At 39.0% G+C, this 23,532-nt stretch carries 20 protein-coding genes; 5 read left to right on the forward strand and 15 right to left on the reverse strand.

The genetic code is table 11. From position 1 onward, the window contains the following. Positions 1 to 41 precede the first annotated feature (41 nt). From BM179_RS02955 to BM179_RS03020, 14 genes are all read right to left on the reverse strand, one after another. Entirely contained in the window at positions 42 to 3,773 is a 3,732-nt protein-coding gene (locus tag BM179_RS02955; RefSeq protein WP_092011838.1) for a baseplate wedge protein, read from the reverse strand. A gap of 30 nt (positions 3,774 to 3,803) precedes the next feature. After that, entirely contained in the window at positions 3,804 to 7,358 is a 3,555-nt protein-coding gene (locus tag BM179_RS02960) for a baseplate J/gp47 family protein (RefSeq protein ID WP_092011841.1), read from the reverse strand. Beyond that, positions 7,355 to 7,810, reverse strand: a complete 456-nt coding sequence (locus BM179_RS02965; protein WP_092011844.1) for a gp25 family contractile injection system sheath assembly initiator — start codon at positions 7,808 to 7,810, stop codon at positions 7,355 to 7,357. The genes BM179_RS02960 and BM179_RS02965 overlap by 4 nt, the downstream gene beginning before the upstream one ends. A gap of 16 nt (positions 7,811 to 7,826) precedes the next feature. Continuing rightward, on the reverse strand, positions 7,827 to 9,545 hold the full coding sequence (vgrG, locus tag BM179_RS02970) for a type VI secretion system tip protein VgrG (RefSeq protein WP_092011847.1): 1,719 nt from the start codon (positions 9,543 to 9,545) through the stop codon (positions 7,827 to 7,829). Beyond that, positions 9,542 to 10,228: a CIS tube protein gene (locus BM179_RS02975; protein WP_092011850.1), complete on the reverse strand. Its 687-nt coding sequence runs from the start codon at positions 10,226 to 10,228 to the stop codon at positions 9,542 to 9,544. The genes vgrG and BM179_RS02975 overlap by 4 nt, the downstream gene beginning before the upstream one ends. Further along, entirely contained in the window at positions 10,229 to 10,423 is a 195-nt protein-coding gene (locus BM179_RS02980; RefSeq protein WP_092011853.1) for a DUF5908 family protein, read from the reverse strand. A 3-nt stretch (positions 10,424 to 10,426) separates the two neighbouring features. Next, on the reverse strand, positions 10,427 to 10,873 hold the full coding sequence (locus BM179_RS02985; RefSeq protein WP_092011856.1) for a phage tail protein: 447 nt from the start codon (positions 10,871 to 10,873) through the stop codon (positions 10,427 to 10,429). Positions 10,874 to 10,879: 6 nt separating this feature from the next. After that, positions 10,880 to 11,311, reverse strand: a complete 432-nt coding sequence (locus BM179_RS02990; RefSeq protein ID WP_092011859.1) for a phage tail protein — start codon at positions 11,309 to 11,311, stop codon at positions 10,880 to 10,882. A gap of 49 nt (positions 11,312 to 11,360) precedes the next feature. Beyond that, positions 11,361 to 13,445, reverse strand: coding sequence for a phage tail sheath family protein (locus BM179_RS25675; RefSeq protein ID WP_229632883.1), 2,085 nt, complete (start codon positions 13,443 to 13,445; stop codon positions 11,361 to 11,363). 139 nt (positions 13,446 to 13,584) lie between these two features. Then, complete coding sequence (locus BM179_RS03000; RefSeq protein WP_092011861.1) at positions 13,585 to 14,268, reverse strand: hypothetical protein; 684 nt, start codon at positions 14,266 to 14,268, stop codon at positions 13,585 to 13,587. 1 nt (position 14,269) lies between these two features. Beyond that, positions 14,270 to 14,929: a contractile injection system cap protein gene (locus BM179_RS03005; RefSeq protein ID WP_092011864.1), complete on the reverse strand. Its 660-nt coding sequence runs from the start codon at positions 14,927 to 14,929 to the stop codon at positions 14,270 to 14,272. Between the two features lie 68 nt (positions 14,930 to 14,997). Beyond that, the gene (locus BM179_RS03010) at positions 14,998 to 15,291 is read right to left on the reverse strand and encodes a PAAR domain-containing contractile injection system baseplate protein (protein ID WP_092011867.1); all 294 of its coding nucleotides are present in this window, start codon (positions 15,289 to 15,291) and stop codon (positions 14,998 to 15,000) included. Between the two features lie 383 nt (positions 15,292 to 15,674). Further along, positions 15,675 to 16,067 (reverse strand): iron chaperone, encoded by a 393-nt coding sequence (locus tag BM179_RS03015; RefSeq protein WP_092011870.1) that lies wholly within the window; start codon positions 16,065 to 16,067, stop codon positions 15,675 to 15,677. Between the two features lie 164 nt (positions 16,068 to 16,231). Then, positions 16,232 to 16,657, reverse strand: a complete 426-nt coding sequence (locus BM179_RS03020) for a hypothetical protein (protein ID WP_092011873.1) — start codon at positions 16,655 to 16,657, stop codon at positions 16,232 to 16,234. A gap of 383 nt (positions 16,658 to 17,040) precedes the next feature. Here BM179_RS03020 and BM179_RS03025 point away from each other — a divergent pair, with 383 nt between their 5' ends. The 5 genes from BM179_RS03025 (at position 17,041) to BM179_RS03045 (ending at position 21,790) form a co-directional block, all read left to right on the forward strand. Then, positions 17,041 to 17,568, forward strand: coding sequence for an RBBP9/YdeN family alpha/beta hydrolase (locus BM179_RS03025; RefSeq protein WP_092011876.1), 528 nt, complete (start codon positions 17,041 to 17,043; stop codon positions 17,566 to 17,568). A gap of 184 nt (positions 17,569 to 17,752) precedes the next feature. Beyond that, complete coding sequence (gene fabV, locus BM179_RS03030) at positions 17,753 to 18,943, forward strand: enoyl-ACP reductase FabV (protein WP_092011879.1); 1,191 nt, start codon at positions 17,753 to 17,755, stop codon at positions 18,941 to 18,943. A gap of 165 nt (positions 18,944 to 19,108) precedes the next feature. Beyond that, positions 19,109 to 19,906, forward strand: a complete 798-nt coding sequence (locus BM179_RS03035; RefSeq protein WP_092011882.1) for a GNAT family N-acetyltransferase — start codon at positions 19,109 to 19,111, stop codon at positions 19,904 to 19,906. A 262-nt stretch (positions 19,907 to 20,168) separates the two neighbouring features. Further along, positions 20,169 to 21,350: an exo-beta-N-acetylmuramidase NamZ family protein gene (locus BM179_RS03040; RefSeq protein WP_229632885.1), complete on the forward strand. Its 1,182-nt coding sequence runs from the start codon at positions 20,169 to 20,171 to the stop codon at positions 21,348 to 21,350. A 158-nt stretch (positions 21,351 to 21,508) separates the two neighbouring features. Beyond that, positions 21,509 to 21,790 (forward strand): antibiotic biosynthesis monooxygenase, encoded by a 282-nt coding sequence (locus BM179_RS03045; protein WP_092011888.1) that lies wholly within the window; start codon positions 21,509 to 21,511, stop codon positions 21,788 to 21,790. A 140-nt stretch (positions 21,791 to 21,930) separates the two neighbouring features. Here BM179_RS03045 and BM179_RS25030 read toward each other — a convergent pair. Next, positions 21,931 to 23,532 (reverse strand): competence protein ComJ (locus BM179_RS25030; protein ID WP_218159143.1); only part of this gene is annotated, 1,602 nt, incomplete at its 5' end.

Here is a 23,532-nt window from a genome sequence, read left to right on the forward strand (position 1 = left end):
AATTTACAATTCGTTATCTGAGTGAATTTCAGAACAATGCACTATATAATCACCGTATTATCAAGTCGTACTACATTTCCGTCATCTCCGTCTTCACAATCATGAAGCGTGGCAGGCGGATAGATGCTTTTGAGGTTTTTGAAGATTGCAATCAAATAAGCGTGTTTGAAAATCACATCTTTCTTATGTTTTTTCTTCGCATTCGCTTTATCGGTATAATACTCGATTGTGATATTGACCAAATCTGTAAATTGCGGATTGATAATCAGCATTTTTGTCAAAGCATTTTTTATCAGTGTATCAATCGAAGTTTCCCATTGCGCATCACTTACCGGATTGTAAAGATTTTGTAAAACCCAAAGCCGAAGCTGCTCACCAAAATCACCCAAAATCGTTCTGATTTTCTCACAACTCTGATCTTCATTATAAGGCAGATTCTTTATCAAAGCATCGTTTTTAAAATAATTCCGGAACTGGTCATGAAGCTGGGGTTCTTCATTTGAGAGGATGGCTTTATTAGCAATAAGCCATTCATTCCATGCCTTATGAAATGCGTTCAACTGAAAACACTGAAGTTTTGCTTCAGTAACTATTTCATCATCTGCCAATTGTATTTTACAGGTATCCGTTTTGAAATAACCGGTTATAAGTGCTTTTAACGGAGCTTCATAAGTAGGCTTCAGCTGCGCTTTACAAATCAGCTCTGGCTTGATTACCAGGTCAAAAAGAGCATTTTTCTGTGCCGTAGTGATATCCAGGAAATTATTATTGAAAACACTTTCAGCGTAAGCCTCATTGTATTTATCAAAGATAAAGTCAGTACAAGGGCAAAATAATTTTGTCAGTAACCTGTCGTTCTCATTAATATCTGCGGAAAGCGGGGAACCGCTGTAGTGTAATTTCAGCAAGGCCAGCATCTGACAGATAATCCCATCTGTTTCATCTTTGCCCCGGTAAATTTCATTGCCAACCCAGCAAATTTTGGGCAATAAATGAGCGGGAGTTTCTGTCCTGATAATCCGCTCGGCATACTTTCTGAAATTGAGGTTTTTGAATTTCTGCATCCAGCCAGGCATTACGAAAGTCAGACGGAAAGAATAAGGGTCATCTTCCCCGCAAGTTTCACAATCAGCATCCAGACAAACAGGCAGCAGCGCCTGTCCGTAAAAATGCGGGCGAAGCAACAAGTGCTCGACGATAAAAAAACGCTCGGATTTAAACTTCTCTTCAGCCCAGGAAATCATGGCAGTAAGTGCATTCTGAGCGGATGGTACGTCTGCAAAGGCCTCACTTATCCCTATTTCAACTGACTTATGATTTTTCAGGCGATAAAAGCCGTTTGTAATGTCTAGGAAAGCATCAGACTTAGCTTTTTCGGTCATAAATGCGATCCATTCATTCACCAGATCATCTGCCATTTCATTGGCTTTCTGTGAAGTATCAGCTTCGAGGATTTGCTTATTTTTCAGTAAAACAGTTCCGTCTTCTTTTACCAGTTTTAGAGAAACGACATATTTCTTATCAATAATGACAATCTCAGTTTTGATGTAATTTCTGAGCATTTCCAAACCAAGCAGATGAGAAATTCTTCGCTTTAAACCCGCAATATTCTGAAATCCGGTAACCTTTACTTCGTCCAGATAATTGAAGGATTTCGCTTTTTCACGGCTCATCAGGGGTTCATCTTTCAGAAATCTGATTTTATCGGTAATGAGTTTTTCGAGTGAAAGCTTTTTTGCTGTAAAATAATCATCATTTTCAGCAATCAACTCCGTCATCAAAAGAGCATATTCTCCGAAATTTTCTCCAAAACGGGCAAGCAGATGATTCAAAAACTTATTTCTTCTTAGTAATTTTCCCTCTTCTGTTTCCGCCAGAGAAGCTAAGTCTGATGCATTAAAAACGCCATCGTATAAATCATAATTACCTGATTCTATGCTGCTGACTGAGAGCATAGCACTATCAATAAACTTTGTAAAGATGCTTTGTTTAACTGATTCATTCAATGAAAAAACCTGATCAAAATGCGCCATTTGACTAAAACCATTTGACAGAATCTGCTCAAAAAGTAATAAATACGCTTTCAACTGCTTTGCCTGTGCTTTTCGCAGATCGGTTGATTCTTTGGGCAAACCTTCAAAACCAATTCCATAATTGAGCGGAAACTGGAACTGAATAGGAAAATAGTCTTCAAAATCACGAATCATGCCTTTGGGAAGCGGAAGGTTATTCTCATGAATTTGCAGTTTGTATGATTCAGAGGCACTTTTGAGTTGCTGAAGTGTTGCTTTTACTTCATCGTTATTGGCCGGAAGAAATGGCAATTCATTTTTAAAAAACAGAAGTTTAGACCGATGGATATATAATTGCGGCCGGTGCTGTGGTGAAATAGCTAATTTCCAGGATTCACCTGGTAAAATAGCATTTCCATCCGGACCATATTTAGTCATCAAAAAATGCTGAACAGCCAGAACTCCCTCAATATCCATCAGACGATTGATAATATCAGAAGCACGAATGTCTGCTTTCAGCTGTGAATTTTTTAAATCGTTCTGTAGAATAAAACCATGCTCTAAAAATGGTCCGTTGAATATTTCCTCAGTCGGAATTTCTTTTTCCAAAAGTTCCTGAAGGGAATAAAAACGAATGGAAGGATTGAAATACTGTTCGATTTCAAAATAAATCTGTGCCTGTACTTTTTCAAGATCCGCCTCCGGCAAAACCACGATATCGGCACAAACTGCAATGTCCTCAACACCTACCTCAGTAAAATTGCAATAATCTTCATCCAGATTTCTGAAACGATGTAAAAGTGTCTTTGAAGCGACAATCGATTCCTGTATTTTTTTAAGTTTTTTCCGATAGACCGATACTACGCCAAAATCAGTAGCTTCAGCAATAAATGCAGTAAAATCTGATATTTCCAAAAGGTTTTTATCTTCTTCCTTCTCCAGAAAAATAATAACAGGAACATTCAGCAATATTAATTTTTTGGCAATGCCGTCAAACTTGATTTCAATATTCGCTTTCAGAGGCTGACGGATAGATTTTGCAAAATTAGCGTTTGTCAAAGGCAGATTAGCGGCGTTGAAAAGACTGACCTTGACCGGAGTTACAGTATCCAGAACTTTAGATAAATCCAGGAAATGTTCAAAATCCTGAAAGCGGTTCAGGACTTCCTGCCAGATCGGAAAACGGATTTCCACTTCAGCACTTTTTTGTACTGAGGGGAAATAATAATTGGTAAAAAGCTTTCCGTCGCTCAAACTTCCGAAGGTGGTATCTTCCTCAAAATCCAATAAAATATCATAAAATCCCTGAGGATGAACTCCTTCTGAAAGTTTATCATAAGTATAGACTAGCTGGTTATTTTTGCAATCCGTGAAAACCGGCATTTCACAGACACAGTCTTTAGCAATTAACCAGGCATTTTTGATACCCGTTTTATCAATAAGAAGCCTTCTGTAATCGCTGATTGTAATGGCTGAGGTAGTCAGAATTTCAGCTGCTGAGTAAAATGCCTGATCAAAACCTCCTTTGTTAAGCGCTTCTGCCAGAAAATCAGTGACTGGAAAATCCAGCCGATAACCCATTTCGGTTTGGGCATATACAGCATTTTCCAGAATCGTAATACCTGAATCCGTAATGTTATAGTTTGTCCATTTGTCGCTTCCCAACTGTTCAATCAATTCAAGACCTTTCTTTCTCAAAAAGATATAATCTTCTGAGGGCAAAAGGTTTTGATTTTTCGATATGGTAACTGGCTCTTTCATAGACAATATTTTATGCGGTTTTTATAATTTTCAACATCTGCAGGTTTCTAAATTGAGGATGTCTGCCGAAGGAGGAATGATATCAATTATATGGTTTTTAGATGATACCGAAACCAGTACCGAAATACCTTTGGCGGCTTTTGCCGTTTCAGTTTCTTCCTCAATTCCATCATGTTTATGGTACAATTTCATATCAGTCAGATAATCAACATATTCTCTTTCTTCAATAAAATTAATGAGGACAGACTTTTCCGTTTTTCCTCCGAAAACAATCTCACTTCCGGCATCAAATGCCCAGGGAGAGAGAAATTGTGTGATTTCTTTCTGCAGAGTAATCACCTGCAAAGAGGCATCGTACTGCGGGAAAAACTTCACTTTGCAGCTTACTTTTACTTCTTCAAAAATCGGATTCTTTACATGTAACTTCACGAATGCAGATGTGCGCTTTGTCAGAAATTTGTCAATTTCAGAGAGTACATCTACAGAAGTATAAGGTTTTAAAGGATCAATCTGGCGTTGGTTTCTGAGATTCGGAAGTGTAACAATGGTTACATGACGAGGTGAAAGCTCATTGTAAATATCCCCGCTTCCGGATGTTTCATACCGGGTATGATTCAGACATTTCACTTTATAAATAGCCGGAAAAGCCTCTAAAATCAGGTTTTCATAATCCCAGACGGTAACAGCCCGGTCTTTGTGACGCAACCTTTCGCTGATTCTCTTATAAAACTGGTCTGATTGTTCTGAGGGTCTTCCTCCGAATGAATCATAATTTTGTGTTACTTTTTTAATCGCCGCCTCAGGAACTGCTAATTTCGAAATCGTTTCTTCCGGTAATGGTTTTTCCAGTAAATCGGGATGCGATACAGCTTCCTGAAGTGTGCATAAGACTGCATGAGGATGAACACCAGCTATCCGGCAAACTGCTTCATCAGCATCATTTACAGCTGCTTTTATCCATAAATTCCCCAAAGGCATGCTGGTATTTTCGCTGCTTGCTTCCACAGGAATGTTAAATGAAATCACCCCTGATTTTGTCAGCTGAAGTGTGTTATCAAAAACTTCGCTTTTGAGAAAAGATTTCCAGCCATTGCCGGTTAAAAAACTCCAGTGAATATGGAATTCAGGTTTGTCTATGAGCGGATTGGCACTTCCATCCTCCACCTGGAATAAAATCGAAATCATACCCGGAAGTTTCAGTTCCTGTAATCCCAGATAAAACTCACCCTCATGTTCAATATCTCCGGCAATCACATTACCGGAGATATCTTTCAGGACAAAAAACGGATCATTGGCATTTTTATGCTGAAACTGTGGTAACAAAGGGCTCGTACCAGAAGTAATCTTATGATGTTTTTCCTCACAGCCGAAAGGGGTCATATGAAAAAACGAAATATTCCGGTTGGGAAAATCGGAGTCTGAATCAATGTTGTAATTAATTTCAGCTGTATAACTCACCTGCAAAGCATTGGCTATTGGCGGATTTGGTGCTGAAGGAGGAGCTGAAGTTGTCGCAGGTTTTAAGGCATCAGTTACATTTTTCAAATAGGTATTGTAAGCGGTCTGAAAATCTCCGCTAAAAACTGTTTTGATAAATCCTTCCGTATTGCCGGTTGAGAGTAAAGGATTATCTCCATAAGTCGGTACCGAAATATCATCGGCCTGAACAGGCTGGGCATAAGCAGCCCAGGCGCCTTTTCTCAGAATATAATCCGGATTTACATCTCCGGCATAGGTTCCATCCTTCCAGTCCCAGGTTAAAGAAAGCGAAGTAAGTTTTTTCTGAAATAACTCATTGCTTCCCATAATGAATGAACTTTTGTCCTTAAGCGGAATCGCTCCAAAGGGTAAAAAGGCCTTAGAAGCATCCAGAATCCCAAAATCATTCTGTAAATGCAGGTTTTTAACACCGGAAACATTTACGGTAACGTTAACATTATTCACAAAAACATTCTCCAGATACTGATAGATAAACGGCTCATTATCAATATGCAGCAAAACAACCTTCATTACAGGAAGTGCCGTTCCAAACTGACCGCCATGTACTTTCCCGGCATATGGTAAAATGGAAGGTACTTTTTCATCCAGATTAAAAATAAAGATGAGCTGATTTCCCGAACCGTTAACGCTAGTCAGGGTGGCTGGCTGAATCCAGCCTTTTTCTCCCGTAAGTTCTATTCCGAAATGGTCTTTGAGATTAACAGGTAAGGTTGCCGGTAAATTGGTAAGGGTCAGGGTCAGAGTAATTGTCCGGTTGCCTTCTCTTAAAAAAAGATGATTAGATGCTACAGCAAAACCAATGAGTGCTTTCGGGGTCGAAATACCCGTCAGTTTTCCATCTTCATAGTTTTTCTGCACAAACGGCTGCCAGTTTATACCTTCTTTTTCAATCAGGTTTTCAGAAGCGAATAGCCTGTTTTTATAAACCATCAACCCGGATTTATTATCATCATCAGCCTGGGTACCTCTGTAAAATGATCGCAGAGAATTTATTTTAGCCTGGCTGATCGTCAGATCAGACTCCGTTTTATAGAACACGTCTTTTCCGGCGGCATCCTTTCCTGCCTTCAAAAAAGCGCCTTTTTCCAGTAAAAACTGCTCAAACCGCTTAGCCAGTTCAAAATTTATATGTACCTGATTAGGCTGTGGTGCTTTTTCAGAAAGTTTCAGGATATCACGATAATACAAATCCAGATGTCTGGCTGAAAGACCGTTGAGATGCTGACGAGAATATTGAAAAAGCTTAATAAAAGACAGCAAAAGGGTTATGTGCGGTTCATGGTCTGATTTAGTCAGTAATTTCTCAAACTGAAGTTTCGCCTCCTGGATTGTCCGGGTATAGGTTTGCAGAAAACGGTACAGAATATCCGTAAAGAAATTATGTGTTGCTCCCAGATACAGCTGGTGGTCATCCGTTCCGGTACCATAAATAGAGTTGTCCTGCGGCGTTGCCACTCCCCCGGCGTAGTTCCATCTGAGCGAAAAGGATTTATTGAAAATAATTTCACTGGCCGTTTCGATTTTCTCGCCAAAAACTTTCTGACTAATCGACCCGGTTTCATCTATAATTCCTACGGCAACAGCGCCTTTATAATAGCTTACCATTTTGTTAAAAAACGGTGCGAGCCGAAATATCTGGTTTTCCAGAAAAACTCTAAAGGGCAAGCCTTCCGGCATTCTGCGGTAAATCATATCCAGTTGCCAGGCCAGATTGACTACATATTTGAAAAGATTAGTCAGGCTTTTCTTCTTTTCGGCAAGAGAAACAGTATTATCTTTTATTTTTTCAATTTCAGACTGAATCCAGCCTCTGAAATTGCTCTCGTTCTGAAGCGCAATATTTGCCAGAGTAATAGTCAGATCGGTGTCAAAAAACTGTCCCCAGTTTCCGTTTTTTTGATTATAAATATCGTAATAGCTGATTTTTCGGGCAAATTCCTTAACAAACACCAGATCATCTATTTCGGTACGGGCATCTACCGGACACGACTCAGGTAAAAGATCAGGTTTAATTCTGCCTTTCTGGTCATTTCCTTCACGTTCTACCCTTAATGGATTGATGATATTTTTACATTTATTGCTCATAAAGCATTGTCGGTTTGAGGGGTACCTGTCAATAATTCCAGAATCTCGGTTCCTTCTTTTTTGTAGAACGGAAAGACGAAATTGTATCGGGAATTAGTGTTTTTTACAATAAAATCAACCTGAATCAGAATTCTTCCTTCACCAATCGGATCGAGCTGAAAAATGACCTGCTCTACTTTAATCCTGGGTTCAAAATACAGGATGGAGGTTTCAATTTTGTCAATGATATAGGTCTGAAAAGTGGTATCTATATTTTCAAAAAGCAGTTCCTGGAGATTACAGCCATAACGAGGCTGCATAACTCTTTCACCGACAATCGTGGTGAGCAAAGCATGAAGACTTTCATTAATATCATCCACTCCTTCTCTCATTGATACCCCGCCTACTGAAGGTATAAACGTAGGTGGAAACGACCATCCTTTGCCTAAGAACTGATTATCTATTGGATCCATGACGCTTTAGTTTTGCTCAGTTAATCATTACCATACCGCCTTTAACCATCGTATTGCCTCCTCCTGCTGATAATTCGCATCCTCCGCCTCCGTCTGCTTTAAAACCGGCTGAGGTTTTTATATCAGCTTTCATGGAATCTGTTTTCAGGTCTTTCGTGGCTTTTAATTCTATATTTTTAGGACTCTCAAGGAAAATCCCATCTTCTGTCATTTTCAATTTATTCCCATTCTGGTCTTCGAAAAAAATCCCTTTTTCTTCTTCTGAAAAAATTACCTGATTGTTTGAGGGTGTACGAATGGTCAGGATCTTCTTATCATCATCAAACAGAATTTTCATTTCTGATCTCGATACATATCCTTTTTCATGATTTTCGTCTTTTGCTTCAATAGGTGCAGGTTTGGCACTGCTATGGCACATCCCCAGTACAATTGAATGATTGGGATCATTATTCAGAAAACCCACCACGACCTCATCATCAATCTCAGGCCGAAAAAACATTCCACGGTTTTTTCCGGCATCTAAAGAGGCTACTCTTGCCCATATTCCCTCCTCGCTTGTGCTGATAATCGGCAATCTCACTTTTATCCGATGTTCTCCTGAAGGATCTTCCTGTAGCTGCGTTACAATCCCTACGTGTAAACCATTGATGCTTACAGATTTATTATCATTATTCTGAAAAATCTCTTCCGGAAAACCTAACTGAATATCCGTCTCCCAGTTTCCGTTAGCAATCTGATGCCTTACGCCTGAAATAAAGGCTTTACCTTTAAAACGATTGCCAATACCTCCGATTTCTACAATTTTACCGGGTCTGAGCTGAGGTGAACCCTGGCATTTAGCTCTACCCATAATTTTAGCCAGACGCTTTTTTAACAACTCAGCGTCAGCCATTGCCTGCAAAGCCGGTTCTGGTATTCTGGTACTGCTTTGAAAATAAGCTGGTTTATTAATGACTTCTGACAGATTTTTAGCAGTAAGATTCCCGTTAAGGCTAAAACCTGGTTCTGCAGCTTCAACTTCTTTGAGGGATTGTTCAGAAAAATCCCAGGAACTGGCTTTATAGGCAGATGGTTGCAATCTGGCATCAATTTCCGCATCCAACTCCAGAACAGATGATCCGAAAACCAGTTTGACTGTTGAGTCATCCGAGAAATCCGGTTTTTTTACACTGATTTTTCCATTTTCGATCAATGTGAATAAACCGTTTTCCTTAGCACGTGACAGCAAAAAATCCCAATCGGTCGTTTCATATTGTACCAGACTCTCATGCTTTGTACCGGTGGTTTCAACCTGTTTCTCTAAACCATGCGCCCCGATCAGATCTTCCATCAACTCACTGTCTTTCATTTCCGAGAAATATCTGTTTTTTTTCTGGATGGTCATCCCGACAGCTTTATCACGGCATTCAATCACTAAAAAAGTACTGTTCCTTTTTACTTTTATGCCGTGTTTTATAATTACGCCTTTAAAAACTGAATCATCTTTTCCCTGATAACCTGCTTTTATCTCTATGTTTTTTCCCGGAATCAGGGAATCGGTATCACTGATGGCAAAAGTCTGTTTAGCTGCTTCTCCATCAAGAAAAATGATAGTCGCCTTTGGTATTTTATTAATTTCACCGGAAATATTAATGGAAACAACATGGTACGAACGTGGCACTTCCTGCCCTTCAGAAAGAATCTGAAAGGTAGAAACATCTGGTGTAGCTGTGGTTTGTACGGTGCGCTCACTCATCTGGATTCACGATCAAATGGTGGAAAATATATTTTACTACCTGCCTGAAGTTTCCTGAAATTTGTCAGACCGTTTGCACGGGCTACCTGCAAATAATACCTCGGATCTTCATATATTTTATAACTCATCCAGGAAAGATGATCTCCACTGATTACTTGTCTTTCATGCGTCAGATCAGGTGATTGGGCATCTTCTTTGGCTACCCGGAGATTTTCTTCAACACTTCCTAAAAAGCTGGTTTTGGCGATGGCTCTGATAGGCGTTCCGTCGGGTTTAAAGAGCTTGAAAGTAATGTCAAGACTCATTAATCTACCTTTGAAAATCATCTTTCCCCAGATCAGTTCAAAAAAACGGGGTTGATGTGAACTGCCTTCATAATCGACCAGCATTTTCTTGAAATCCCAGATTTCCTGCCAGACATCAGACCTTGCTTTGTCATCAATGATACCTGTACTATCGAACAGAAACTCAAAAGCCAGTTCATTAGGCTTAATTTCCTTGAACTTTAATTGTTTACTGCTGGTGCCTGAACCTTGCTTGTCATCATACTCAATTTTATACCCGAGCTGATAGTTTTCGGGGTTCATCATAGCTTTCAATTCACCGACTTTTTCTTTCATTTCGGCGTTTTTGTACCCTATGACTTTCATTTTTTCGAGTTTACCCGAGTCAGAATCATTCATTTACGGTTCATTTTTAGCTTTCAATATTTCAAGTACCTGTTCTACGCATTCGGCAATAATCAGCTCGCGGTTATCGTCAGTGCGTACTTCTGCATTCGCTCCGCCCGTATTGCGGGCAGGTGTATTGTTTCCGCTTTGCTGAGCAGGGGCATTTACAGCCAGTTTGATATGAATTTCTCTGATGAGGATAGGCATAACTTAACCGATCGTAAAATATTTATAATGTAATTCAAACGATTCCACAGCGATGGTATTAGACTCAGCATTCAGGTCAGAGACAGTCCATTTTTTAGGATAGGCTCCTACTATTTTCCAGGTTTTAAGTGGCTCATGTTCTTCGTTCAATAGTTTGACAATAATGTTGGAAAGTTTAAAGTCACGCTCCTGAAAGGCTTTCATGCACCACTCAAAAATTCTGGAATCTTTTGTAAGAAATCCTCTTTTCAGAACCAAATCAGGATATTTCGTCCGAACGGGTAATACATGTTCAAAGCGATTTTCGCCTCCTTCTTTAAAGGATTCCGTTTCAAACTCTACGGTAAGACCTGCCACCGACTGAAATCTGGTATCGTTATCGTCAGAACTTATGTCAAATTCTACTTTGAAATGAAAACCCGGAGGCGGGTAATATCCTGCTGAGGCCATTATTTTCTATTTTACTAAGCTAAGTCCTTCGTGAGCTACTTCCAAAGTTTCAATAGCCACTTCGTTTCCATCAGATTTAAGATCACTTGCCTGAACTTTTGTAGGAAAAGCATTGAGTGCTTTCCAGGTAAAAACAGGCTGGTGAGTTTCGTCCAAAAGCTTGATCGTGATGTCACGACGCTCAACTTTTCCCAGATTATCAACGGTTTTTAGCCAGTCATAAAATTCGGTTTTACCCAGGAAAGTCCCTCTTTTCATAGTGATATTGCTATATTTCTGCAAACCGGGCATTTTTATCTTAGAAAAAGTCCAATTGCTTCCATCACGGTACTCAATGACTTCAACTTGCTTGTCTAAGCCTGTTACTTCGGTAAATCCGAACTTTTGTCCACCCCAATCAACCTCGAAGTGAAACTTAGGAAGAGGATATTCTGCCATTTTTATGTCGTTTTATAAGTTTATTAAGCGTTAATTTGAAAGATTTTCCTTATGCCTCCGGCAGCTTATGAGAGAATCTCAGAATGATAAATTCAGCCGGACGATTGGCGGCCACGCCTACCTCAACAATCATTCTGCCTTCCAGAATATCAAGCTGAGTCATCGTTTTGTTTAAGCCAACCAGCACATAGAAAGCTTTATCAGGAGTTGCTCCGAAAAAGGCTCCCTGGCGCCATAATGTTGTCAGGAAATTTTCGATCATTGCCTGTACTTTTACCCAGGTATTCGCGTCATTCGACTCAAAAACGAATTGTTCTGTAGCTTTTTTCGAAGATTCTTCAATCATGTTAAACAATCTTCTGACATTGACATACCGCCATTCATTATCATTTCCGGCCAGGGTTCTTGCCCCCCAGACCAGATTTCCTTTTCCTACAAAAGAACGGATTACATTGATTGATTTTCCGGTAGATGGGTCTATATTCAATTCTCCGTGCTGATCGTGGGTAAGCAATACGGAAGGAGCAACAACATTGATAATACTTTCATTGGCAGGAGCTTTCCAAACCCCCCGGTTATTATCAACTCTTGCATAAATACCTGCAACAGCTCCGGTCGGAGGAAGCAGAAATGCTTCTGAACGGATAAAGTTAATTACACTGTTCAGCACCGGAATTCTTTTCAGAATGGCGTCTTCTCTTACCGCTTCTAATTTGACCATATCTCCCAGAAAACCATTATTGGCAGAATTAATTCCTGCGAAAATCGTATCCGCATTCTTATCGACGATTTGTTTGAGATTATCTACCGTGCGCTTATTGGCATCAGCTGCACCAGTGGGGTCAGCAAAGGTATAACCTGTCAGATCTCCGGCTGTAAGTGCCGTTGTATTAGTAATTTCAGTACTCCAGCCATTATACCCCCAGGATCTTCCACCGGTGCTTTGAATCACACCAACAGCAGTATTTACAATGGTAGTAGCCTGTGCAAACCGATCTACCAGATTGAGTGGTTTTGCAAAATTGTCTCTTAGTGTATTGGTAATTAGTGTCCTCAAAGCGGTTAATGCAGGATCATGCAAGGGGGGAGATGCGTTTTTAGCCAGCTGATCCATAAATTTGTTCAGGAAATCGAACAAATAATCAAAAAGCTCTGAAAATTTTGTTTTAACTGCCGTAACCTGGGTATTTGTATAACCTCCTGTAGTTGCAGCAGCAAAGGCATTTAAGAACTCCTGTTTCTTCGCCAGGAACTGCTCTTCCAGTTGTTTTGAGAGCGTAGTAATATAATTCTGACGAACAGTGTTCAGGGTATTATTATCATCCACGAGGTTATTTAAATCATTAAAGAACCCAATCGTTTCAGCATCAGTGGCATTGATAAAATCATTTACCCAGTTGACCGGAATGCCTAATTTCTTAATAGTTCCTTTTACATCACGATAACGAACCTGTCGCGGTAAATTTACTTTCAGATAAGGATAATAGGCCGCGCCGAACTGCAGATTTGAAGAACCGATTCCATTTTTAAAATTCAGAATATCACTCTGCACAATTGCATCATTCAATGGATTCGCTTTTTTCACATCGGCCAGTAAAAAGCGGTCTTTATACTTTTCACATTGTACTAAAACCAATGCCTGTAAACTTCCCAGAATACTTGTTGAAGTCAGTTTGATTCCATCCGGAAATAAAATCAAGGTAGGTTCATCCTCTTTTTCAAGGGCATTTATAGCATTCTGAACACCTGTCTGAAAACTTGCGTCGGCAAAAGTGTCCGGGTATTTCCCCAGGGAAATTACATAACACTTCCCTCCTCCGTTTCTGAAATACATGCGCATTGAATCATACAGATAATAGGTAGATTCAACATTGGTCTTTTTGACAGCATTGTTAGCATCCAGATCAACCTCAATGATATTGATTTTAGGTCCCAGACCAAAAATTGCTTCAAAATCAACCATTGAGTCAACCCTTGTGGCTTTATTGACAAGATTTATCCCATTATAGCTATCAAGCTCGGTATATCCGATAAAGGCGGGAATAGCGGTTTCAACTGCTGCAATGGAAGGGGGAAATTTTGGCACCTCGTCTATGTAAACGCCGGGAGTACGAACATTAAGTAGATTTAACATAGCTATAATAAATTTTCAGGTTTAAATTTTAAAATTCATTGGGGCAATCGGCTTTCGGCAGTCAGCTATACGCTTTAGGCTATAAGCGATAGGCAAAACTTTGTCTTTAATCTTATATCTTGCTTCTCACGTCTTGCTTCTAACTCAAAATATTCAATATCCTGATCTCAAAAGTTGGTGAGATCAGTTCAGTTGTCAAGGTCAGCAAGCTAAAAGACGGGCCGAGGCTATCACTGATTTTTATACTTATACGGCCAAATCCATTGACAACGGATACATTTTCAAGATTCTCTGTGGTAACATAGTTGTTCCAGACTGAAATTTTCTGAAACTTAATTCTTTCCTGATCCGGTGGCTTTGTGAAATCAAAAACGGCCATTTTATAATCTGTTCCGTCTTTCACAATTTCTCCCGCCAGGTATTTCAGGGCGTTGTTAAAAACCGGAGGAGCTGAAGCCAGATTCCTGGCCGCCAATCCTGCTTTTTCATTGCTGAAATTATATTTCTTGGTAGTCTTTAAAGGAAGCGCTGTCTGGCTGGCGATAGCGGGATTAGCAAAAGCCAGTTCAAATACCAACACCAAATCTTTTACAGAGAATAATGGTTTCTTCTCATCACCTGTGCTGTTTTTCGTCTGAATCAAAACCAAAAATCCATCTTTAACCTGCCTTAAAATCATTCGGTTTTGCTTAAAAATTGCCTCCGTTTCAGCATTAGGTTTAATGATCAGCCAATCCTCTACGGCATCTGTTTCCTGCTTAAAGTTTTGGTGTGTGATTTTCAGACCAACCAGTAACTTATATTTCTCAACAATTTTTTCCATGTCAGAAAGGATCCTGATATTTAGTCAGCGGATTATAATTTCTTTGTACTTCCTGAATAACACCACCACCCTCGTAAGTTGGCGGAACATGTTTCAATTCCAGCATACGCATCATGTACAGGACTGAAGGATATTGTTTTCCTCCCAGTGTACCCCACAAGTGATTAAGTTCTTCAAAACTCGGAGAATACAGATCCATAATAAGCTTAAATTCAGTCATTCTGTCATACAACGGCACTTTTGTAGCAATAGTAAGATCCGTATTATTATGGGTGAAAATATTCCGGAATTGAAAAAAACGAATCACTCTTGAAATTTCAGAAATGGATTTACTATAGTCTGAAGAAGTAGCAGAAAACAACAAAAAAGTATTGACAAACAGAGATGGATTAAAATAATCCGTCCGCATATTTGCCAGATCAACCTTTTGATGAGCAGTATTTTTCAAGACCTTGTCTTCCCGCAGATTGACCACAGTTACGATGATTTTGTTTTGCAGATTGGCATTAACATTCCCTCCGTTTCCTTCCGCCAGGGCAATATTTCCCAACTCAACGGTATCTTCCTGCGTTGGAGGAACCGCCGAGAGCGCGTCGGTAAGAGTTATGGTGAAATGAATATTAAGCTCATTCACAATTACTTTTGCGGCATGCAAAATCATAGCTTTTCGATGGCTAAAGGCTAAATAACAACTAACGGTAATGATATATGTATTACTTAAAATAACAATTATCCTCCAATTAAGACGGTTGGTGTTCCGGCGACTATCGTACCTCCGTGGGCTGTAGAATCTCCCATTCGGGCGGCAGGCTTGCCTGTAATCAACACCGAACCAGAGCCACTTACGATACTATCCGGCGGGCCGGAGCAGATACAGTTACTACCTGCGACTGCCGCGGGCATTCCTCCTATCAGGACTGTTGTTGCTCCTTGTATGACAGGTCCGCCTACATGAGGTGCACCTCCCGGGTTAAGCATCGGACAAACGTGAACATCGCCGATTTTTGCAGCGGGTTTACCCATTTTTTAGAAAAAATTGAAACTGTTATTAATTACTAAAAATTAATGTTTTAAAGTATTTTGTGGGAAGGGATATTGATTCGGGGTAATGTTTAATTTAACTGATACAAAGTAACAACCGATACCCAATAAAATATAGCGTATTAATACGGTATCTTCACCCGTATTAATACTGTATTTCAGCACCTTATTAAATCATTAAGGCGCAAAGTTCTGATAAAACAAAGCCTGACCCTGCTTTATATACTTCTGATTTAAGGGGATATTTTAAGGTTTTTGAGTTGAAACAGTACGTCTGGGTCCTGAGTTTATCCAAAACACTGTTCTATCAATAAGAGAGCCCTCGCTTAATTTTTATTTTTCGAAGATAATACACGCCAGCAAACTCATTTTTTCCCGGCCTTTTTCAGTAAGGCTTTTTCCTGATTTTCCTGTACTCTGAATTCGACGATTCTTTTTACCAGATCTGAGGGAATTCCTTTTTCAATTGGAAACTGAATAGCTCCTTTGGAAGTTTTATAATCTTTCAGGTCATCTTCAAAAACCCTGATTCCGGAAGAAGTCGGATAAAAACCAATGTGATGTTTATAGGCAGCATAATACACCAGCATTCCGTTAAGCTTAAAAGCAGGCATATTATAACTTATTAATTCCTGAGCATCCGGAGCGGTCTGTTGAATTATTTTTCTTAATTCCTCCAGCAGATCTGCAACCTGTTTGGGAAAAGCAGAGAAATACTCCTCTACTGTGCTGTATTTAATATTTCCGGCTGTATCCATTTCCCTGATTGTTATAAGGTTAGTTTCTTTAATTGTAACAACTCTAATTTATTAACCGCCTTTGAGAAATCAAATTATTTCAGGGCTTTTTCAATTAAATATGGTCAGGAAAAGTCCGGTAAAGAGATACAGCTGAACACAGCTTGGTTTAAAACAGCGGAAAGCTATTTTTCTCTAATAGAAGTATATTTTCCGGAACAGGCTTCCAGACATCCATAACCCATTACCAGAGTATTAGCTGTAGGATTAGCATAATACCATATCGTTTTGAGGGTTCCGTCAGGGTCATTTTTCATGCTTAATTCTATCCTTTTATCATCCAATACCCTATATCTGTTGTATGGATTAACAGATGAATATGTCGGGCCTTTTATTTCTGAGAAATCACCATTTGCTTCAAATTCCAGTACACTGGACTCCATTGCCGTAACAGTCTGATATCTCCCGCTTCCGTTTCCGGGATCAAATAAAACTTCGGCCAATTTCCATTTACCGATCAGTCTGCTGTTTTGGGTAAGATCATTGTCATTTTTACAAGAGAATAATAAAATTAAAAAGAAGGAAAAGAGGCATAATTTAATCTGATTCATTAGGCTGAGATTTAAAAGTTTGAAAATTTGTGGTTTTTTAACTTAAAGACGTATTTCTGAATGATTAGGTTGTACAGGCTTGTGAATATTCCTGAGCAAAAACCATATATACTTACTGATATATAGACATTTACAAATTCATCTTGTCACAAAAAGATTGAAATTAATTGCCATTTACCTATACATTATCTTTGATAAAGATCATTTCAATGCGCTTACCTGGCTAAAATATTGGTCAATTCTTCTTTCATTAACTCTATTCTACCGAAGCGATAATTGCCCTTTATTCAAAAAAGCTCTATTTTTAGCAGGTTAAATAATGAATTAACCCTGCCTTGCAGAATACGATGAGCAATGTTTGCTCAACAGAAAATGACGCTTAAATGACAAATTATTTCATTGTGCCAGGACTTGGCAATTCCGGCATAGAACACTGGCAAACCTTTTTTGAACAATCAGGAAAGAATTTTCAGCGGATTATTCAAGAAGAATGGGAGGCTCCGGCCTACAAAGACTGGATAGCGGCTATTGATAATGCTCTTTCCGGAATTGACCTTTCTACGGTAGTTTTAATCGGACATAGTCTGGGTTGTTCAACGATTGCTCATTGGGTGGCAAATTATAACCGGAAAATCAAAGGGGCACTACTCGTTGCACCAAGTGATCTTGAAGCCCCTGATTATCATTTTCCTACCACAGGTTTCAGCCCGATTCCAACAGGCAAAATACCTTTCGATACCATTGTTGTAGCAAGTTCAAACGATATCTGGGTTTCATTGGAAAGAGCCAGGTTCTTTGCAGATTGCTGGGGAAGCAGATTTATTAATATTGGAGACGCAGGACACATTAATGCCTCCTCGGGCTTCGGGCAATGGCAAGAGGGATTAGAAATCTTAAAAATGCTTGATTAAATCCTGTGTTTTTAATACCGGTCAAAAATGTATTTAAGTCCTGAAGATAATGGTTTGTTTATAAAGTGTTTCATAAAATAAAAGAAGATATGCTGAAACAAACATTAATATTTCTAAATTTATCGCTTCATTGATTCTGAAACATTAAAACAATTATAATAGTCAACATAAAGTAACACAGCAAATGGTAATAGAACCAAGAATGAGAGGGTTTATTTGCTTGACTTCGCATCCGGCAGGTTGTGAACAAAACGTAATAAATCAAATTGAATACGTTAAATCAAAAGGGCAGATTGATGGTCCTAAAAAAGTATTGGTAATCGGTGCTTCGACCGGCTTTGGTTTAGCCTCAAGAATTACAAGTGCCTTTGGTTCAAATGCTTCAACAATTGGTGTTTTTTTTGAAAAAGCTCCGCAAGAGAAAAAAACGGCCTCTCCTGGTTGGTATAACAGTGCAGCTTTTCAGGATCAGGCAAAAAAAGCCGGACTTTATGCGAAAAGTATCAATGGTGACGCATTTTCTGAAGAAGTAAAAAATAAGACCATTGACCTTATTAAAGCTGATTTAGGCAAAATTGATTTAGTTATTTATAGCCTTGCTTCGCCTGTCAGAACACATCCTGTCACCGGTGTTACACACAGATCTGTATTAAAGCCTATCGGCAATACTTTTACAAACAAAACGGTAGATTTCCATACCGGTATAGTTTCTGACATTACGATTACCCCTTCAAATGAAGAAGATATTGAAAATACAGTAGCTGTAATGGGTGGTGAAGATTGGGAAATGTGGATTGATGCCTTATTAAAAGCTGATGTTTTGGCAGAAAATGCCATGACGGTTGCTTATTCCTATATCGGACCTGGCTTAACTGAAGCCGTTTATCGTAAAGGAACAATCGGAAGAGCAAAAGACCATTTGGAGGCAACTGCTTTCCAGATTTCCGACAAATTGAAAGGTATTCATGGTAAAGCTTATGTTTCAGTAAATAAAGCCCTGGTTACACAAGCGAGTTCGGCAATTCCTGTTATACCTTTATACATTTCATTATTATATAAAACAATGAAAGAAAAAGGTATTCACGAAGGATGTATTGAGCAAATCCAACGTTTGTTCAGCGAAAGATTATATACAAGCCAGAATATTCCGACTGATGAAAATGGCAGAATAAGAATAGATGACTGGGAAATGAGAGAGGATGTTCAGCAGGAAGTTGCAGCATTATGGTTAGATGCTACAACAGAAACGCTTCCTGAACTTGGTGATTTACAGGGCTATAAATCTGACTTCTTAAATTTATTTGGATTTGGTATTTCAGGAGTTGATTATGCAGAAGATGTAAACGAAGTTGTTGAAATCGAAGGACTTCAATAAAACCAGATCCATAACAAAGTACATAGCTACTTTTAATAGCGGTTTGACAAAAGACGAGAAATGGAACTTAATTCTTCCATACACTGTCTTTCGTCAGACCGCTAAACATTTATCTGTGTCATGCATTTCAATCATGCTCATAAATTAACCACAAAACAGTAGTATATGGACATTCAGCATTTAACAGAAAACGATATTAATGCCTTAAGAGAATTGCAGCCTGATGATTGGAATGATATTACTCCAAGCATTGAATTTTACACAAAATCTTCATTCTGTTTCCCTAAAAAGGTTGTTATTGATAATAAAATTGCCGGAATTGGTACGACTATCATTCATAAAAACACTGCCTGGCTGGCACATGTAATAGTCCATAAGGATTTCAGAAAGAGAGGAATCGGATTATTAATTACCAAAACTTTGGTCGAAAGTTTGCCTGCAAACATTGAAACCGTTTATCTGATCGCTACTGAACTGGGAGCACCTGTTTATGAGAAAGCCGGATTCATTACAGAATCGGAATATCTCTTTTTCAAGGACGTACATCTCGGAGAAAATCACCAATTCTCAGACCGGATTATCCCCTTTAAGTATGAATTCCGAAACGGGATTATCCAAACCGATCAATTAGTCTCAAATGAAGAAAGGACAAAATTTCTGGATATGTATCTGGAAAATGGATTCGTTTATGTACAGGAAAACCATGTCAGAGGATTCTATCTACCGGATTTCGGAGAAGGATTAATCATTTCAACGGATCCTGAATCAGGATCAGCGCTTTTAAAATTTCATTTAAAGTCAAACAGCAAAGTATCATTCCCTTCAGAAAATATAGCCGCAACTGCATTTTTAAATGACCTGGGCTTTAAAGAATTCAAAAGAGCCAAAAGGATGAGGTTAGGGATAGAAAGAAGTGTGAAGTTTGATAGTATTTTCAACAGAATAAGCGGAAGTCTTGGTTGAAAGATGAATGGCATATCTGGTAAATTTCTCATAAAAAGGGAATTTATCTATTTTGAAAAGAATAATATTGAAACATTTATGAAAAAAATCGGGCATGAAGGATGAGCAGGTTTCATTGAATTTTAAGCTTATCCAATTATATTTATCCTCTCAATTTAGATTTCCATAACCATAACTTTGATTAGCAAATACATTCCCGGCATCCATGAAAATACTCCTGGCAGTTACCTTCCTCCTCTTTACAATTATTTCATCAGGGTTTATGAATCTTTCTGACCTGGAAAACAACCATAAATCGATTAATTTCCTGAAAAAAGACAGCATCATTACCGGTGCAAATCAAACAGAAAAATATATAAAATACCTGGAAGGCAAAAGAGTCGCCATTTTGGCAAATCCGACTACCATCATCGGGAAAAAACATTTGGTTGACAGTCTGATTTTAAGAGGTATAAATATTGTAAAAGTGTTTGGCCCTGAACATGGTTTCAGAGGAAATGCCAGTAATGGAGCAAAGGTTGCGGACGAAAAAGACCCGGCAACAGGCATTAAAATAATTTCCCTGTACGGAAGTAAGAAAAAACCATCTGCTGCGGATCTTTCAGATGTAGATATTATGATCTTTGATATTCAGGATGTAGGATGCAGATTCTATACATATATTAATGTGCTAAGAGATGTAATGGACGCCTGCGCTGAAAATAATAAAGAATTATTGATTCTGGACAGACCTAATCCAAACGGCTACTTGGTAGATGGTCCGATTTTAGACATGAAACTTAAATCCGGGATCGGACAATTTCCAATACCCATTGCACACGGAATGACTATTGCTGAATTTGCCCAAATGATTAATGGCGAACAATGGTTACCGGAACACAGAGTTTGTAAACTAAAAATTATCCCTGTCAAAAACTATACCCATGACATGGAATATATTTTACCGGTCAAACCCTCTCCTAACCTCAACACTCAACAGAGCATTATGCTCTACCCTTCTACTTGTCTTTTTGAAGGTACTATTCTTAATCTTGGAAGAGGTACTTATTTTCCTTTTACAGTATTAGGCAGTCCTGCTTTAAAAGATAAATTTTCTTTTTCTTTTACTCCGGCAGGTATTCCCGGAATGAGTGAGACGCCTTTACATATGAATCAGGCATGTTATGGTATTGATTTAAGAAAATACGATATCGGACAGTTGCGAAAAACCAAAAGGATTAATCTTGAATGGATGATTTCTATGTATAATGCCTATCCTGATAAAGAGAAGTTTTTCGACAGGACACAAAGCAAAGAAATGGGAAATATTGATGTGCTGGCAGGAGTGTATGATTTCAGGAATCAGATTATTTCCGGAGCAACGGTAAAACAGATTCAGGATTCCTGGGAACCGAAATTATCAGAGTACAAAACTATGAGAAAGAAATACCTGCTTTACCGTTAGATTAAGGCTATTTCCTGTAAAATAAAATACCGGCAATGACAAATTAGAATACATCGAAATCCATTACAATTTCATGTTTAATAATACGCAAAAGTATTTTATAATACTGTAAAATGACACCTGTCAGATAACTCGTTAAAAACCAAACCTTATCAATTATGAATCACGTATTAATCATTCATGAAGTAGAAGATTATCCTGCCTGGAAAAGTGTGTTCGACAAAGCTTCTGATATCAGGAAAGAGGCTGGTGAAATTTCCTATCAGGTTTTAAAATATGAAAATGAGCCAAATAAAATTGTGCATTTTTCTGTCTGGACTTCTTCGCAGGACGCAAAAAACTTCTTTGAATCTCCCAGACTTGTCCGGATACGTAAAGAAGCAGGCGTCAAATCTCCGGATTTCATTTATTTAGACCAGTTGGAAGAAGGAACCTTGTAGAAAAAGGGGAACGTTTAATTAAATTATGCCACTGATTTAAAACATCTCAGGTTCAAATGAATAAATACAAAAGCCTAAACAAATTTGCTCAGGCTTTGCTGTGGGTTAAGGTTACTTCTGACTCATTTAAAAAATTCTCGTTATTTCTGCTTTGCTATCCTCCTGGTAATAAAAAAGGGTATGCACTTAGCCTCCTCACATGTTTGAACACAGGTCATTGCCGGTACATTTACCATCATATCATCACAACCTGGCATACTCGCTGTAATTGTCAGGTTTTTGCCACCGGGGATTCCTGTTATGCGACTTGCTGCAGCATTTACCACTCCGGCATTCACATTAATTGTTGCTCCGGCTACCGTCTGATAGAAAACAGTGTAGGTACCATCTGTATTACATAGTTTTTCTTTAACACTTAGACTCAGTGTTGGTGGCTGAACGTTTATTGTCACACTTACAGATGAACTGCTGCAAGTGCCATTACTGACAGTTATGTTATAAGTTCCTGACGCTAAGCCGCTAAACGTCGGACTCGACTGATAGTTACCACCATCAAGGCTGTAAGTCAAGCCTGAACCTGTTGGAGATGTTACGGTTATACTACCTGTGGCTACATTACAGGTTGGTTGAGTGACAGTTGCCTTTACTGAATCAGGTGTTACTGGTTGACCGTTTATTGTCACACTTACAGATGAACTGGTACAAGTGCCATTGCTGACAGTTATGTTATAAGTTCCTGACGCTAAGCCGCTAAACGTCGGACTCGACTGATAGTTACCACCATTTAGGCCGTAGGTTAAACCTGATCCTGTTGGAGATGTTACAGTTATACTGCCAGCCGCTACATTACAGCTGGGTTGAATAACTGTTGCCTTTACCGAATCAGGTGTTACTGGTTGACTATTTATTATCATACTCACAGATGAACTGGTACAAATACCATTGCTTACAGTTATGTTATAAGTCCCTGGTGCTAAACCGCTAAACGTCGGACTCGACTGATAGTTACCACCATTTAGGCCGTAGGTTAAGCCTGAACCTATTGGAGATGTTACAGTTATACTACCTGTGCTTACATTACAGGTTGGTTGAATAACGGTTGCCTTAACTGAATCAGGTGTTACTGGTTGACTATTGATTGTCACACTTACAGGTGCACTTACACAAGTACCATTACTTACCGTTATGTTATAAGTTCCTGGCACTAAGCCGCTAAACGTCGGACTCGACTGATAAGTACTGCCATTTAGGCCGTAGGTTAAACCTGATCCTGTTGGAGATGTTACGGTTATACTGCCTGTGGCTATATTACAGCTTGGTTGAGAAACGGTTGCCTTAACTGAATCAGGTGTGGTGGGTTGACCGTTTATTGTCACACTTACAGACGAGCTGATACAAGTGCCATTGCTGACAGTTATGTTATAAGTCCCGGAGGATAAACTACTAAACGTCGGACTCGACTGATAGTTACCACCATCTAGGCTGTAAGTCAAGCCTGTTGCTGTCGGAGATGTTATGGTTATACTGCCTGTGGCTATATTACAGCTTGGTTGAGTAACAGTTGCCTTTACTGAATCAGGTGTTACTGGTTGACTATTGATTGTCACACTCACAGACGAGCTGGTACAAGTGCCATTACTGACAGTTATGTTATAAGTTCCTGAGGATAAACTACTAAACGTCGGACTCGACTGATAAGTACGGCCATCTAAGCTGTAAGTCAAGTCTATACCTGTCGGAGA

Origin of the sequence: Pseudarcicella hirudinis, from assembly GCF_900115665.1 — a bacterium.
GTDB classification, from domain to species: Bacteria; Bacteroidota; Bacteroidia; order Cytophagales; family Spirosomataceae; genus Pseudarcicella; species Pseudarcicella hirudinis.